The sequence below is a fragment of the Cohnella sp. GbtcB17 genome (assembly GCF_019091135.1).
GTDB lineage: Bacteria > Bacillota > Bacilli > Paenibacillales > Paenibacillaceae > Cohnella.
On record NZ_JAGXJW010000022.1, the window covers coordinates 1 to 14,897 of the forward strand.

The window sequence follows — 14,897 nt, forward strand, 5'->3', positions numbered from 1 at the left end:
CATCGACGAGCTCGGCCGCGGCACGTCCACCGACGAGGGAATGGCGATCGCCCAATCCGTCATCGAATACGTGCACGACCGGATCGGCTGCAAGGCGCTCGTTTCTACGCATTATCACGAGCTGGCACATCTGGAGGAGACGCTTGGGGGCTTGCGCAACGGCTGCATGGCCGTCAAGGAGAGCGCGGACGGCGTCACGTTTCTTCGCAAGCTCGTCGCGGGCGCGGCGGATTCGAGCTACGGCATCTACTGTGCGCAGCTCGCCGGCTTGCCGGATTCGATCGTACAGCGCGCATACGGCTTGCTGGAAGCCGCCGGCTCGGCGCCTAGCCGGACGGACGGAGCGCCTGCCGAACGCATCGCTGCGCCTGTCCCGGCGCAGCCGTATGCCACGGTGTCGCCATCTCCTGCGCCGGAAGCTGTGCAAGAAACGGCGCAGCCGGTCGCCGTGCAGCAGCTGTCCATGTTCGAGGAAGCGGCGGCCGCCGCAGAAGCGAAGTCCGCGAAGTCGCGGACGCCGGAAGCGGACAAGCTGCTCGACAAGATGCGCAAGCTCGACGTCATGCGCATGACGCCGCTGCAGGCATTGGAATGGCTGAACGATGCGCGCAATCAACTGATCGGAAAAGGGGACTGAATTTGAGAAAACCAAAAGGAAAGGCGGGTTTGCTGGTCAAGGCGGCCCTGTGCCTGACACTGTCCGTCCTATGGCTGCCGGCCGTCGCCGGCGCCGCTACGCAGGACCAGGTCAACGAAGTGCGCCAGCTGCTGGAGGAATACCATATCAGTAAGCCGACGGACGAAAAGCTGAGCGAGTCCGAGATCGAAGAGATGATCGACGCGCTGGACGATCCGTATACCCAATATTTTTCGCCCGAGGAGCTGCAGAGCTTTTCCAACGCGATCAACCAGTCGTTCGTCGGCATCGGCATCGTCATGTCGCAGGACGACGGGATCACGTACCTTGAGGACGTCGTGCCGGACAGCCCCGCCTTCAAAGCCGGCCTGATGCCGGGCGACGCTCTCGTCTCGATCGACGGCGTCGCTGTCGCGGGCAAGTCGATCGACGCGATTCAGATCATGGCAGCCGGCAAGGAAGGGACGAACGTCAACGTCGGCGTCAAGCGGGGCCTGGTCAAGCTGCAATTTCTCGTCGCGCGGACTTCGATGCAGCTGCCTGTCACCACCTCGCGGCTCATGGGCAGCGGCGTCGGTTATCTTCGTTTGGACTCGTTTTCCGCGGACGCCGCGTCCAAGTTCAAATCGCAGCTGCAGTCGCTCGAAGGCCAAGGGATGGCGTCCCTCGTCATCGACCTGCGCGGCAACGGCGGCGGCTACGTCGATCAGGCGCAGCAGATCGGCGCGCTGTTCGTCGCCGACGGCATTCTGGCTCATGTGGCCGATCGCGACGGCAAGGACACGCCGATCGAGCTGCACGGAGAGAAGCGCGATTACCCCGTTTATATACTCGTCGACGGAGGGAGTGCGAGCGCGACGGAGCTGCTGTCGGGCGCGCTCCAGGAGTACGGCGTCGCGAAGCTGGTCGGCACGAATACGTACGGCAAAGGCGTCATCCAGCAGCTTATTCCCGTCGCGTCGGGCGGCACGCTTAAGGTGACGGTGCAGGAGTACAAGACGCCGAACGGCAAAAAGGTGGACAAGGTCGGTCTGACGCCGGACGTCGCTGTCAGCGGCGGCCTTCAGCAGCTGCTTGCGGCTTACCGTCTTGCCGGAGGCGGGGATATCCGGCTCACCGTCGGACGCGGCGCGCTCGTCGTCAACGGCGTCCGTTCGCCGGACGCCGGCTCCGTCGTCAAGAAAAACGGCGTTTGGTACGTCAGCTCGAGGCTGGGGGCCATCGCGACCGAGTCGACGCTCAGCTACGACGCCAAGGCCAAGCAGATCGTACTCGCGAAGGGCGGAACGACGCATCGGCTCGCCGCCTCGGACAGCCACGTCATCGTCAAAAACGGCGTTAGCTACGTCGACGTCCGCCTGCTGTCCAAATGGTTCGGCAGCTTGACTTGGGCGGCAGCGGGCGACGGCACGGTCACGCTATACGAGTCGGCGGCCTGACGCCGCACAACGCCGGGAAGGGGGACGAATATGGGAATCATCATCCAGCTGGACGAGCATCTCTCGAACCAGATCGCGGCGGGCGAGGTCGTCGAGCGCCCGGCTTCCGTGCTGAAGGAGCTGATCGAAAACGCGGTCGACGCCGGCGCGAAGCATGTGGACATCACCGCCGAAGAAGGCGGCTTGTCGCTGATCCGTGTCGTGGACGACGGCGCGGGCATCGAGGCCGACGACCTGCTCGTCGCCTTCCAACGTCACGCGACGAGCAAGATCGCGACCAACCGCGATCTGTTCCAGATCTCGACGCTCGGCTTTCGGGGAGAGGCGCTGCCGAGTATCGCTTCCGTCGCCAAGGTGCGCTGCCTGAGCGCCTCCGAATCGGGCGGTCTCGGCCGGCTGCTCGAGATCGAAGGCGGCACCGTCAAGCGCCACGAGGACGCAGCTTCCCCGAAAGGCACGGACATGTCCGTCAAGGAGCTCTTTTACAACACGCCTGCGCGGCTCAAATACATGCGTACGATCCAGACCGAGCTGTCGCATCTGTCCGACGTCGTGTACAGGCAGGCGCTTGCGCGGCCCGACGTCGCGTTCACTTTTTCCCACAACGGCTCTACGCTTCTTCGGACGCCGGGCAACGGCGACCTGAGGCAGGTCGTCGCCGCCATCTACGGCTCGGGACCCGCCAAGGCGATGCTCGAAATACAGGCGGACAGCCCCGATTTTTCGCTGTCCGGGCTGACTGCCATGCCGATCGAAACACGCGCGAGCCGAACCGCGGTCACGATTATCGTCAACGGGCGGTTCGTGCGCAGCCCGGCCGTCATGCAGCCGCTGCTGCAGGCGTATCATACGCTGCTGCCGATCAATCGCTATCCGCTGTCCGTGCTCCATCTGCGGATGCATCCGACGCTGCTGGACGTGAACGTGCACCCGGCCAAGCTCGAGGTGCGGTTCAGCAAGGAAGCCGAGCTGCGCGTCTTCGTCGAAGCGGCCGTCAAAAAGGCGCTCGAAGCCTACGCCTATATTCCGTCGGGCACGGCCGTTCGCAAGCCGAAGCCCGAAGTCTGGCAGCAGGAGCAGATCCGGTTCCAACTGCCGCCGGTTGAAGCCGAGGCGGAAGCTGCGCGGAGCGATCGGCCGCAAGGGGACGAGCAGCCGTCGGGGAACGAGCGGACGGCGGCAGGCAGCCGGGAGGCTGCGCCCAGCCTGGAGCCGGCAGGCGAGGAGACAACCTCGCCAGCGCCAGGTCGCGAACGCCCGGGAGTCGAATCGCGCTCGGCTGCGCCAGGCGGCGAACGTTCGGCAGACGTATCGCACTTGCCCTCGCCGGACCGTCGGCAATACGAATCCTTTTCCTTCTCCGACAGCGCGGATTCAAAAGGGGCCGGATACGGGGAAAGAAGGCGGGACAGCGCAACTGTCCGGCCTTCTTCTCCATCGGCTTTCGGCGACCCGCCGGCTAGCATCCGCCGGGATGCTGTTCGGGAAGCGAGACCTTCGGGCGGCGGCTACGCCGCGCCGGCGCGCGATCCCTGGAACGCCGGAAGCAGAGGGCAGGAGGCGGGCAAGTTGTCCGATCAGGTGTGGCAGGCGGCATTCGGCGCCGCGGCCGCGGAGACGAAGCCCGAATTTCCGGAGCTCTACTGGATCGGCCAGCTGCATGGAACTTACATCGTCGCCCAGAACGACGGCGGCTTGTATCTGATCGATCAGCATGCCGCCCACGAGCGCATCCACTACGAGATTTATTACGAAAAGTTCGGCGATCCGGCGGCCGCTAGCCAGGAGCTGCTCCTTCCGGTCACGCTGTCCTTCGCGCCGGACGAATACGCGATCATCCGCGGCAAGCTTCCCTGGTTCGAGCTCGCGGGCGTATATCTCGAGGACTTCGGGGGCAATACCTTTATCGTACGGGCCGTGCCGCACTGGCTCCCCGAAGGGGACGAAGCCGACATCGTGCGGGAGATGGCGGAGTGGATCTTGAAGGAGCGGGGCATCGACCTTCACAAGATTCGCGAGAAGGCCGCGATCCTTTGCTCCTGCAAAGCATCGATCAAGGCCAACCAGTCGCTGACTCGCGAAGCCGGCGAAACGCTCCTGCGCCGGCTGGCCGCCTGCAAGCAGCCTTATACGTGTCCGCACGGCCGGCCCATCGTCGTCAGCTTCACGACCTACGAGCTCGAGAAAATGTTCAAGCGGGTGATGTCTTGATCGTGACGACCGCGGAAAAGCCGGACGCGGCGCTGGTCGCTTACGCACGGGGACTGGCGGACGAGCTCGGCTGCCGCTTCGTCGACCGGCGCCGCGAGACGCTGGCAGGCCTCGCCCGCAAATACCCGGATGCCGCCGGCGGCATCCTTGTCGCAAGTCCGCAGGGCTTGCGGTTCGCCGCGGACGGTGCGGAGCCGCTTTTCTACCATCCGAGCATGGCGCAGATCCGCGTAAAGCGTCTGCTTGAAGGCGCGGGCGACGCGCTCGTCGAAGCGACGGGCGTAAGGCCGGGCGATGCCGTTGTCGATTGCACGGCGGGTCTTGGCGCCGACGCGCTCGTGCTGTCCTTCGCCGCGGGCGCAGGCGGCAGCGTGACGGCCATCGAGGCATCGCGCATTTTGTACGTCGTCGTCAGAGAAGGCATGAAGGCGTACCGGAGCGGAATGCCCGAGCTCGATGAAGCGATGCGCAGGGTGAACGTGATACACGGCCAGCATCTGGAGGCGCTGCGCGGCATGGCGAACCGCAGCGCGGACATCGTTTACTTTGACCCGATGTTCGCAAGGCCCGTCCCAGGTTCGGCCTCTTTAAGACCGCTCCGGGCCTATGCGGAGGATCGCTCCCTCGCGGCCGAAGCGATCGCGGAGGCGAAGCGGGTGGCCCGCCGCGCCGTCGTGCTGAAGGATCACAGAACGAGCGGCGAATTCGAACGGCACGGATTCCGGCGCGTCCGGACTTCCTATTCGGCCGTGGACTATGGAGTGATCGGGATTCAATGACGAACAACAAGCCCCCGCTGATCGCGCTCGTCGGACCGACGGCCGTCGGCAAGACGGCGGCGAGCCTCGCGATCGCCAAGACGTTCGATTGCGAGATTATCAGCGGCGAGTCGATGCAAGGTTACAGGGGGAGGGATATCGGCACGGCCAAACTGCCGCTCGCGGAGCGCGAGGGCGTCCCGCACCATCTGATCGACATCAAGGCGCCGGACGAGCCGTTCTCGGCGGCGGACTTCCAGGCGGCCTGCGGGGAGGCGATCCGGGACATTCAGAGCCGCGGGCGTATTCCCTTCATTGTCGGCGGCACCGGGCTGTACGTCGAGTCCGTGTGCTACGGGTTCGGGTTCCAGCCATCGGGCGGCGACCCCGACTTCCGCGCGTCGATGCAGGCGATCGCCGATTCGCAAGGCGCCGATGCGCTCCACGCGAAGCTGTCCGCCGTCGATCCGGCCACCGCGGCGAAGCTTCACCCGAACGACGTGAGGCGCGTCATCCGCGCGCTGGAGATTCATAAGGCGACGGGGCGCCCCGCGTCGGAGCAGCTCGGCGAGGCGCGCGGAGACCGCAAGGAGTCGCCTTACAACCTCGTGCTGCTCGGACTCCATATGGATCGGGCCAAGCTGTACGCGAGGATCGACCGGCGTGTCGAGGACATGCTGGCGCAGGGACTTGAGGCTGAGGTGCGGGGATTGCTGGACGCGGGCCTTACTTCTGCGTCCGTGTCCATGCAGGCGCTCGGCTACAAGGAGATGGTCGCCTACCTCGAAGGACGCGCGTCGTACGATGAGGCTGTAACGATGCTCAAGCGGGATACGCGGCGGTTTGCGAAGCGCCAGCTCTCCTGGTTCCGCCATATGCAGGACCTCGTCTGGATCGATACGGACGGCGCCGCAAAAATCTCCGATCTTTATCCAACGATCTATGCTATAATAGCAGGAAAGTTAAAATGAGCTTTGAATATAATCTTACAAAAGAAATCAATGGCGATGGGGGATACCGGTAATGAACAAGTCCATTAACATCCAGGATACGTTTCTGAATCAATTGCGCAAGGATAGCGTGCCCGTCACCGTTTACTTGCCCAACGGCTTTCAGATTCGCGGCGTCGTCCGCGCCTTCGACAACTTCACGATCGTCATCGACAGCGACGGCCGGCAGCAGATGGTATACAAGCATGCCATCAGCACGATCATGCCGCAGCGCAACGTATCCTTGCAGCAGCAGGACGCCGGGGCCAACGCTTGACGCGAGCGCGGCGCTAAGGCCCTGAACGAAACCTTTCGTCCCCCGTTAGCGTCTAATTGAATAGCCAGGCCACAGGGCAACCCAACACTTGGGTTGTTCTTCTTTTGAGCGGGTATGGTATAGACAGAGAAAAAACGTACTGTAAAAGGGGAGAAAGCTATTGGCTCAGTCAGCACCGAATCGATCCCGCAGCGGGAAAAGCGGCAAACCGCCGCGCAAACGCGGGCGCGGCAAAGTTGCGCTCATTTGGATCATCTGCATTGCCGTCCTGGCCGTTCTCGCCGCGGCGGTTGCGTATCTGCTCGTCATCTTGAACGGCGAACGCATTTTGTCGGCCAATCTCAACAAGCTCGATCTCGACCGTTCGACGATCGTCGCCGATGCGAACGGCACCCAGATCGCCAAAATATCGATCGCGGGCGGCAACCGCGAATACGTGCAATACAAGGATATTCCGCAAGCCGTGCGCGATGCGTTCGTGGCGGTCGAGGATAAACGGTTTTACGAGCACGGCGGCGTCGACCTGTTCGGCATCGGACGGGCGCTCGCCAAGGACGTCGTCGCCCGCAGCATGGTCGAAGGCGCCAGCACGATTACCCAGCAGCTCGCCCGCAATCTGTTCCTGAATGCGGACAAGACCTGGTTCCGCAAAGGCACGGAGGCGTCGATCGCATTGGCGCTTGAGCGGCACAAGACCAAGGAAGAGATTCTCGAGCTGTACCTGAACCGGATCTATTTCGGCAACGGACAATACGGCATCAAGACGGCCGCGAAGTTTTATTTTGGCGTCGGCGATCTCGACCAGCTGAAGACGTGGCAGATCGCTACGCTGGCCGCGATTCCGAAAGGTCCGAGCATTTACAATCCTTACAAGCATCCGGACAACTCGATGGAGCGCCGCGCCGTCGTTTTGCGTCTGATGGCCGATCAAGGCCTGATTACCGAGGAAGAGCGCGCGCAAGCCGCGGAGATCGTCTACAAGCCGACGATGGCGATGACGAGCACGAGCAAGTTCGCCAGCTACACCGATTATGCGATCGATGAAGCGCTGGAGAAGCTGAACTTGACGGAGGAAGAGCTGTTGTCGGGGGGCTACACGATCTATACGACGATCGACACCGCCGCCCAAAGCGCGATGGAGAAAGAGTTTTCCGAAGACGCCAACTTCGAGAAAAGCGAGGACGACACGCCGATTCAAGGCGCGATGGTCATCATGGATCAGCACGACGGCTCGCTCAAGGCGATGGTCGGCGGCCGCGATTACCAAAAGAGCGGCTTGAACCGCGTGGAAAGCAGGCGCCAGCCGGGTTCCTCGTACAAGCCGATCGTCTCGTACGGTCCTGCGCTCGAGACGGGCGATTATACGCCCGATTCGACGCTCCGGGACGACAAGATCTGCTATGGCAACGGCACGTATTGCCCGACGGACTCCAATGGGAAGAAGTATATAGGGGCCGTCTCGATGAAGGAAGCAATTCGCGAATCGCGCAATCAGCCGGCCGTCTGGCTGCTGAACGAGATCGGCCTCTCCACTGGAGTCAAGTTCGCCGGCAAGCTGGGCATCGAGCTCGGCAGCGAAGACAAGCATAATCTGGCGATCGCGCTCGGCGGGTTGACGAACGGCGTAACGCCTGTTCAGATGGTCCGGGCCTACGGCACGTTCGCAAACGGCGGACAGCTGCAGGATGCGCACGCCGTGCTGAAGATCACCGATGCCTCCGGCAAGCCGGTCTATACGTTCAAGGCGCCGGGCGACAACCAGGTGATCAAGCCGATGACCGCGTATTACGTGACCGAGATCATGAAGGGCGTCGTAAGCGGCGGCACGGGCACAAAAGCGCAGATCAGCGGCCGTACCGTCGCCGGCAAGACGGGCACGACGCAGCTCGGACTCAAGGGTGCGAGCTCCAGCGGCAACCGCGACGTCTGGTTCGTCGGCTACACGCCGGAGTATACGGCGGCCGTCTGGATGGGCTACGACAAGACCGACAAGGATCATTACGTTAAAAAAAGCAGCGGCCAGGCGGCGGCTTTGTTCTCCAAAGTCATGAAAAAGGCGCTCGAGGGCAAGCCGAAGCAGTCGTTCCCCGTGCCGGAGCAGGCACAGGAGCAGCCTACGCCGACGCCGACGGCTGATCAGTCGATCACGGACCTGACCGGCGTATACGATTCGCAGCAGGTTGCCGTATCGTTGAACTGGTCTGCGGTGCCGGGCGACGATATCACGTACAAGATTTATCGCCAGGCGAGCGGCGAGAGCGAGTTCAAGCTGCTGGTCGAGTCCGTGACGCCGTCGGCCGAAGATCTGTCCATCTTGCCGGATACGACGTACACCTATTACGTGAAGCCGTTCGATCCGAATGCCGGCAAGGAGGGTGCCGAATCGAACCGTGTCACCGTCGAGGTGACGAGTGAACTGGAACCGACCCCGACGCCTACGCCGACGCCGACCCCGGACGAGTCGACGGAGCCGCCTTCGGACGGGACGGACGGTCCGGATGACGGGGATGGCGGCAATCAGGGCGAGGCGCCGCCGGACGGCGGACAACCGACGCCGACGGATACGTCAACGCCTTCCGATGCGCCGACTCCTACACCTACGCCGACGCCTTCGGCGCAGCCTACGGAGTCGACGGGCCCGATCGCGCGCGCGACGGCCTCGCCGACGGTGTTGCCGACGAGTACGGCGACCGGAGAACAGTTTGGCAAAAAAGATAAAAAGCACAAAAACGATGCCGAGGTATCGACCGACGCCGCAACCGATGCTTCGACCGACGCGACGAGTCAGGCCACGCCTTAAGTTTCTTTCACAGCCGCATGACCCAAGACAAGCGTATCCGCGCTTGTCTTTTTTTCGTTTATTGTACAAAATAGGTTCATTGCGGATAGAGAGAAGGCAGGAGGAATCGCAAGTGGAGTGCAAGCTGGTAACCGAGCAAAGCGAGCTGGAGCAAGGGCTTGCCGTTCGGATGGAAGTATTCGTGATGGAGCAAGGCGTTGCGCCCGAGGAAGAAGTCGACGAATACGATGCGTCTCCGTCGGCCTGCAGACACTTTTTAGTGACGGACGGCGGCAAGGCCGTCGCCGCGGCGCGCTGGAAAACGTTCGAACCGGGCGTCGCGAAGCTGCAGCGGATCGCCGTCCGGCTCCCGTATCGGGGACGCTCGATCGGCCGGTTGATTGTGTTGGCCATGGAGCAGGATGCGGCGGCCAGAGGGTACGAGCGCGCCATTTTGGACGCGCAATGCAGCGCCGAGCCGTTTTACGAGAAGCTGGGCTATACGACGATCTCGGCGGAGCCCTTTTACGATGCGGGTATTCTCCATGTCAGGATGAGCAAGGCGCTGCGCTGATAGGCGATTATCGGCACGCAGCTGGCGTTTGCCGTGGTCAATCGGGCTAAACTGGTTCAAGAAGGCAAGTTGTGGTAAGCTTTGTGTAAACCTGATTATCGTGAACGAGAGAGGATTTATGAAACGAAAATTTTCCGACCGGGCCAACTGGCGCCGCATCTTGAAAAAAAATTATGCCTGCATTCCCATGGACGAGCCTTATTTCCGCGGGTTTGTGACGCTGTACCGGATTCAAGACCTGCGCGATCCGCTCTGGAAGGAGTACAACGGCAAGCGGATGTGCCTGGCGGACAAAGGGTATTTGTGGACGCAGCATTATCCGCGGGGCGAACATTTTGTCGTGACGACGATGTTCGATCAACGCGGCCAGGTCGTGCAGTGGTACATCGATATTTGCAAGACGCAGGGCTTGACCGACCAACAGGTGCCCTGGTTCGACGACCTGTATCTCGACATCGTCGTGCTGCCGAGCGGCGAGACGCTGCTGCTCGACGAGGACGAGCTGGAGGAGGCGCTTGACGACGGGCATATTACGCCGCGCGACTCGGCGATGGCCCATCGGACGGCGCAGCGGCTGCTATCGCTCATCCGTCAGAAGAAGTTCCCCTACTTCGATATGAGCCTGAAGCACCGCAAGCTGTTTCTCGAGCGTCTCGGCTGGGAGGGCGGCACGCCATGAGCGGTGCGGGCAATCGCGGACCTGTCGTAGCCGCGTCGTTCTCTCATTCCCGCCGCAAGCGTCTTCGGGCGGTCGTCTATGTGATAAGCGCCGGCTTGCTGGCGCTTTTTCTCTGGTGCGGCAGCCTTTTTTACGTCATCGGGCGATTCGGCGGCGAACCGTCGAAAGGGCTGCCGGCGCCGTCCGACGTCGGGATCGTGCTTGGCGCTTCCCTGTGGGACAACAAGCCGAGTCCCGGTTTGCGGGAACGTCTGGATCAAGCTTTGTCGCTCTACAGGGCGAACGTATTCAGCCGATTCATCGTGACCGGCGGGCTGGACGCCGGCGGCGCAGTGCTGACCGAAGCAGAGGGCATGCGCGATTATTTGCGGCAGCAGGGCGTTCCCGATTCGGCGATTTTGATCGAGCCGAAGGCGACCAGCACGTACGAAAACCTGAAATTTTCAAAGGCGATCATGCAGGCGCAAGGATGGCACACCGCGGTGATCGTCACGCATCAGTACCATGGATCCAGGTCGCTCGACATCGCCGAGGCGCTCGGTTATGAGCGGCCCCAGGTGAGCGTGACCGACTCGAAGGTCATGAACATGGCCTACCATCGATCGCGCGAGGTGCTGGCCTACACCAAGTGGCTGCTTCAGAAGTGGCTTTGAATCCGCTCCTCCTGCATGATGCCTGACCGGCCCGAATAGACTGATAATGCGGCGTTCGCGCCGACTTTTCGTCTGCGGGGTGTGTGCCAGTCATGAATGCTAGAGCGCAGGGCGAGCGGGATAGCGCCGCCGCGGCGAGGCCCGCCAGACAGATCAACGTCGTGCTCCGCAGTCAGGACGCTGCGCCGGGCGGCGCAGCAGCCGGCTCCGAGGCGCTGGCTGCCGGCCGCGGCCTGCCGTCCTCGGGCCCCTGGGCGTTGTGGCAGCAGGAGCTGGAGCGCATGGTCGGGCTCGACAACGTGAAGGAACTTGTCTACGAGATTTACGCGCTGCTTCAAATTGCCCAGTACCGGGGCGATGCGGGGCTTCATAGCCAGGCGCACGTATACCATATGATTTTCAGAGGCAATCCGGGGACGGGCAAGACGACCGTCGCCAGGCTGCTTGCCAAGCTTTTCCAAAGTATGGGGCTGCTGACCAAAGGCCATCTGGTCGAGGTCGAACGCGCGGACCTTGTCGGCGAATATATCGGACATACCGCGCAGAAGACGCGGGATCTCGTGAAGAAGGCGCTCGGGGGCGTGCTTTTCGTCGACGAAGCGTATTCGCTTGCCCGGGGCGGGGAAAAGGATTTTGGCAAAGAAGCGATCGATACGCTCGTCAAGGCGATGGAGGACCACCGCAACCAGTTCGTGCTGATTCTGGCCGGTTATCCGATGGAGATCGACATGTTTATGATGACGAACCCGGGACTGCCGTCCCGTTTTCCGATCCAGATGGATTTTCCCGACTTTACCGTCGACCAGCTGCTTCAAATCGCCGAGGGAATGGCCAGAGAACGCGATTACGTGCTGATGCCCCAGGCGGTCGCCAAGCTCAAGCAGAACGTGCTTCAGGAAAAAGAGGCGGCAGGGCATCCGTTCAGCAATGCGCGGTACGTGCGCAACATGCTCGAACGCGCGATTCGCAACCAGGCGGTACGGCTGCTTCAGCAATATCCGTCCGCCTCGCCGTCTAGGCAGGAGCTGGTCGGCATTCGCCCGGAAGATCTGAAGCCGCTGCCCGCGGCCGGGACGCAGGCGGGACCCGCGTTCGGCTGGGGCTTCAATTAGCGCGCCTAGAGTGTCGTATTGCGGGTATAGTATATATAAGGTGACGATTCGAAGCAATGGAGGCAGCCGATAAAGATGAAGCCTAATTCTTACGATACCGGTGCCGATCAAGGCGAGCGCGCGCTGCTCGTCAGTCTGGTCACCGACGCCGTGCGTCAATCGGGCGCCGATCCGGCGCATTCGATGGACGAACTTGCTAACTTGGCGGACACCGCGGGCGTCGAAGTCGTCGGCCGCATGATGCAGAACCGGGACGTTCCGGACACAAGATGGGTCGTCGGCAAAGGCAAAGCGCAGGAGCTCAAGGAGAAAATCGCCGAAGAAGGGGCGACGACGGCAATCTTCGACCAGGAGCTGTCCGGCGTGCAAGTGCGCAATCTCGAGGAGGAGCTGGACGTCAAGATTATCGATCGCACGCAGCTCATCCTCGACATTTTCGCCGGCAGGGCCAAGACACGAGAGGGCATATTGCAGGTGGAGCTGGCGCAGCTGTCGTACTTGCTGCCGAGACTGTCCGGACAGGGGAAAAACCTGTCCCGACTCGGCGGCGGCATCGGGACGCGGGGACCGGGCGAGACGAAGCTCGAGACGGACCGTCGCCATATTCGGGGCCGCATCTCCGAGCTGAAGCGTCAGCTCGAAGGCGTGACGGCGCACCGCAAGCTCCATCGCGAGCGCCGCAAAAAGAACGGCGTCGTCCAAGTCGCGCTCGTCGGCTACACGAACGCCGGCAAGTCGACGCTGCTGCGTCAGCTCACGAGCGCCGACGTGCTCGCGGAGAACAAGCTGTTCGCCACGCTCGATCCGACCTCCCGCGCGCTTGCGCTGCCGAGCGGCAAGGAAGTGCTGCTCACCGATACGGTCGGCTTCATTCAGAACCTGCCGCATGATCTCGTGGCGGCGTTCCGCGCGACGCTCGAAGAGGTCAACGAGGCGGACCTGCTGCTGCATGTCGTCGACGCCTCTTCCCCGATGCGGGACCGGCAGCGGACGGTCGTGGACGAAGTGCTGTCCGAGCTCGGCGCCGGCGGACAGCCGACGCTGCTCGTGTACAACAAGATCGACGAATGCTCGCCGGCGTCGATCGGTCTGCTCGCCGGCGGTCCCGACGCGCTGCGCGTCAGCGCGTTCAGCGCGCGGGATATGGAGACGCTCCTGCGCCGCATCGAGGACAAGCTGCTCGGCGACGTCAGGACGCTGTCGCTGCCCGCAGAGCGCGGCGAGCTGGCCGCACTCGCCTATCGGGTAGGCGAAGTGCTGGAGCAAGGCACGGACGAGGATCGTCTGCTGCTCAAGCTTCGGATCAATCCGGCTGACCTGGAGAAGTTCGGAAGGCCGCTTGAGACTTATTTCGTAGAAAACGAGAACATGAATTCGGTCTAATCGAAAGCGCAAACCGGTTCGGAAATGGGAGCAGAAATAAATGAAGGATAACGACGTCAGGGACAATTTGCAATCGGAACTGGAATGGCAGCGGCTGGCGGACAGAGCGGAGACGCTCGCCGCCGGGCGCTTCGCGGAGACGGACCGCATCGCGGAACGGAACAACTGGAAGGTCATCCGGGCTTTCCGCAAACATAAAGTGAGCGATTACCATTTCGCCTCCTCCACGGGCTACGGCTACAACGACAGAGGACGCGAAGTGTTGGATCTCGTGTACGCGAATGTTTTCGGAGCGGAGGCCGCACTGGTGCGGCCTCATTTTGCGTCGGGCACGCATACGATCTCGACGGCGCTGTTCGGCGTGCTGCGTCCGGGCGACGAGCTGCTGTTCGTCACCGGCGAGCCGTACGACACGCTTCGCAAGGTCGTGGGCAAGCCGGGAGACGGCATCGGCTCGCTGGCCGACTGGGGCATCCGCGCCAGGTCGATCCCGCTGCTGGCCGACGGCGGCGTGGACTTCGAGGCAGTCGCCGCGGCCGTCACGCCGCGCACGCGCGTGTTCGCGATCCAGCGGTCGCGGGGCTACGAGTGGCGGTCGTCCTTTACGGTCGAACAGATCGCGGAGATGGTTCGGCGTTTGAAGCAGATCAAACCCGACGCCGTCATTTTCGCCGACAACTGCTACGGCGAGTTCACGGAAGAGAGGGAGCCCTGCGAGGTCGGCGTCGACCTGATCGCCGGCTCGCTCATTAAAAATCCGGGCGGCGGGCTCGCGGCCAGCGGCGGCTACATCGCGGGCAGGCAGGAGCTCGTCGAGCAGGCGGCCTTCCGGATGACCGCGCCGGGCATCGGCGCCGAGGTCGGCGCCATGCTCGGCACGACGCGCTCGATCTACCAGGGCTTGTTCCTGGCGCCGCTGCTCGTCTCGCAGGCGGTCCGCGGGAGCATCTTCGCCGCGGCCGTGTTCGCGGAGCTCGGCTTCGAGACGAAGCCAGGTTGGGACGAGCCCCGAACCGACCTCATACAGGCGATCGCTTTCGGCTCTGAAGCGCCGCTCATCGCGTTCGTCCAAGCGGTACAGCGCGCGGCCGCGGTGGATGCCCATGTCGTCCCCGAGCCTTGGGACATGCCCGGTTACGAGCATCCCGTCATTATGGCGGCGGGAACGTTCATACAAGGAGGCAGCCTGGAGCTCTCCGCGGACGCGCCGATTCGCGAGCCGTATATCGCCTATATGCAGGGCGGCCTGACTTATGCGCACGTCAAGCTGGCGGTGCGGGAAGCATGGGAGACGCTGCATGACCGTGGCATGCTCGGCGGGATGTCAGTTCGGCGAGATCAATAGCCTAGCTTGCCTTGCAGCCGCGTATGCTCATTGGAATTAAACCTTACATTCCTTGACACGT

13 protein-coding genes are annotated in these 14,897 nt (G+C 62.7%); all 13 read left to right on the top strand.

Going from position 1 to position 14,897, the window contains the following annotated elements; translation table 11 throughout:
- A partial coding sequence (locus tag KVT38_RS13845; protein ID WP_483298174.1) for a MutS-related protein occupies positions 1 to 637 on the top strand: 637 nt, incomplete at its 5' end.
- A gap of 2 nt (positions 638 to 639) precedes the next feature.
- A complete protein-coding gene (locus tag KVT38_RS13850) occupies positions 640 to 2,076 on the top strand; it encodes a S41 family peptidase (RefSeq protein WP_217594319.1) in 1,437 nt (478 codons plus the stop codon).
- A gap of 30 nt (positions 2,077 to 2,106) precedes the next feature.
- Positions 2,107 to 4,287, top strand: a complete 2,181-nt coding sequence (gene mutL, locus KVT38_RS13855; RefSeq protein ID WP_217594320.1) for a DNA mismatch repair endonuclease MutL — start codon at positions 2,107 to 2,109, stop codon at positions 4,285 to 4,287.
- A gap of 2 nt (positions 4,288 to 4,289) precedes the next feature.
- Positions 4,290 to 5,066 carry a class I SAM-dependent methyltransferase gene (locus KVT38_RS13860; RefSeq protein WP_368859096.1) on the top strand — a complete coding sequence of 259 codons (777 nt, stop codon included), beginning with the start codon at positions 4,290 to 4,292 and terminating at the stop codon, positions 5,064 to 5,066.
- A complete protein-coding gene (gene miaA / locus KVT38_RS13865) occupies positions 5,063 to 6,016 on the top strand; it encodes a tRNA (adenosine(37)-N6)-dimethylallyltransferase MiaA (protein ID WP_217594322.1) in 954 nt (317 codons plus the stop codon). Before KVT38_RS13860 ends, miaA begins: the two co-directional genes overlap by 4 nt.
- A 52-nt stretch (positions 6,017 to 6,068) precedes the next feature.
- Positions 6,069 to 6,311, top strand: a complete 243-nt coding sequence (hfq, locus tag KVT38_RS13870; protein ID WP_217594323.1) for an RNA chaperone Hfq — start codon at positions 6,069 to 6,071, stop codon at positions 6,309 to 6,311.
- Between the two features lie 160 nt (positions 6,312 to 6,471).
- Positions 6,472 to 9,111 carry a transglycosylase domain-containing protein gene (locus tag KVT38_RS13875; RefSeq protein WP_217594324.1) on the top strand — a complete coding sequence of 880 codons (2,640 nt, stop codon included), beginning with the start codon at positions 6,472 to 6,474 and terminating at the stop codon, positions 9,109 to 9,111.
- 112 nt (positions 9,112 to 9,223) lie between these two features.
- Complete coding sequence (locus KVT38_RS13880; protein WP_368859094.1) at positions 9,224 to 9,664, top strand: GNAT family N-acetyltransferase; 441 nt, start codon at positions 9,224 to 9,226, stop codon at positions 9,662 to 9,664.
- Between the two features lie 118 nt (positions 9,665 to 9,782).
- Entirely contained in the window at positions 9,783 to 10,343 is a 561-nt protein-coding gene (locus KVT38_RS13885) for a ribonuclease FAU-1 family protein (RefSeq protein WP_217594325.1), read from the top strand.
- Complete coding sequence (locus KVT38_RS13890; protein WP_217594326.1) at positions 10,340 to 10,996, top strand: ElyC/SanA/YdcF family protein; 657 nt, start codon at positions 10,340 to 10,342, stop codon at positions 10,994 to 10,996. Before KVT38_RS13885 ends, KVT38_RS13890 begins: the two co-directional genes overlap by 4 nt.
- Before the next feature lie 92 nt (positions 10,997 to 11,088).
- The gene (locus tag KVT38_RS13895) at positions 11,089 to 12,108 is read left to right on the top strand and encodes an AAA family ATPase (protein WP_217594327.1); all 1,020 of its coding nucleotides are present in this window, start codon (positions 11,089 to 11,091) and stop codon (positions 12,106 to 12,108) included.
- A 75-nt stretch (positions 12,109 to 12,183) separates the two neighbouring features.
- On the top strand, positions 12,184 to 13,491 hold the full coding sequence (hflX, locus tag KVT38_RS13900) for a GTPase HflX (protein WP_217594328.1): 1,308 nt from the start codon (positions 12,184 to 12,186) through the stop codon (positions 13,489 to 13,491).
- 40 nt (positions 13,492 to 13,531) lie between these two features.
- Entirely contained in the window at positions 13,532 to 14,836 is a 1,305-nt protein-coding gene (locus tag KVT38_RS13905) for a methionine gamma-lyase family protein (RefSeq protein ID WP_217594329.1), read from the top strand.
- Positions 14,837 to 14,897: the final 61 nt, after the last annotated feature.

What these genes read in the sequence shown, in the direction of transcription:
- mutL (WP_217594320.1), top strand. Translation starts at nt 2,107, where the DNA reads ATGGGAATCATCATCCAGCTGGACGAGCATCTCTCGAACCAGATCGCG.
- miaA (WP_217594322.1), top strand. Translation starts at nt 5,063, where the DNA reads ATGACGAACAACAAGCCCCCGCTGATCGCGCTCGTCGGACCGACGGCC.
- hfq (WP_217594323.1), top strand. Translation starts at nt 6,069, where the DNA reads ATGAACAAGTCCATTAACATCCAGGATACGTTTCTGAATCAATTGCGC.
- KVT38_RS13885 (WP_217594325.1), top strand. Translation starts at nt 9,783, where the DNA reads ATGAAACGAAAATTTTCCGACCGGGCCAACTGGCGCCGCATCTTGAAA.
- KVT38_RS13890 (WP_217594326.1), top strand. Translation starts at nt 10,340, where the DNA reads ATGAGCGGTGCGGGCAATCGCGGACCTGTCGTAGCCGCGTCGTTCTCT.
- KVT38_RS13895 (WP_217594327.1), top strand. Translation starts at nt 11,089, where the DNA reads ATGAATGCTAGAGCGCAGGGCGAGCGGGATAGCGCCGCCGCGGCGAGG.
- hflX (WP_217594328.1), top strand. Translation starts at nt 12,184, where the DNA reads ATGAAGCCTAATTCTTACGATACCGGTGCCGATCAAGGCGAGCGCGCG.
- KVT38_RS13905 (WP_217594329.1), top strand. Translation starts at nt 13,532, where the DNA reads ATGAAGGATAACGACGTCAGGGACAATTTGCAATCGGAACTGGAATGG.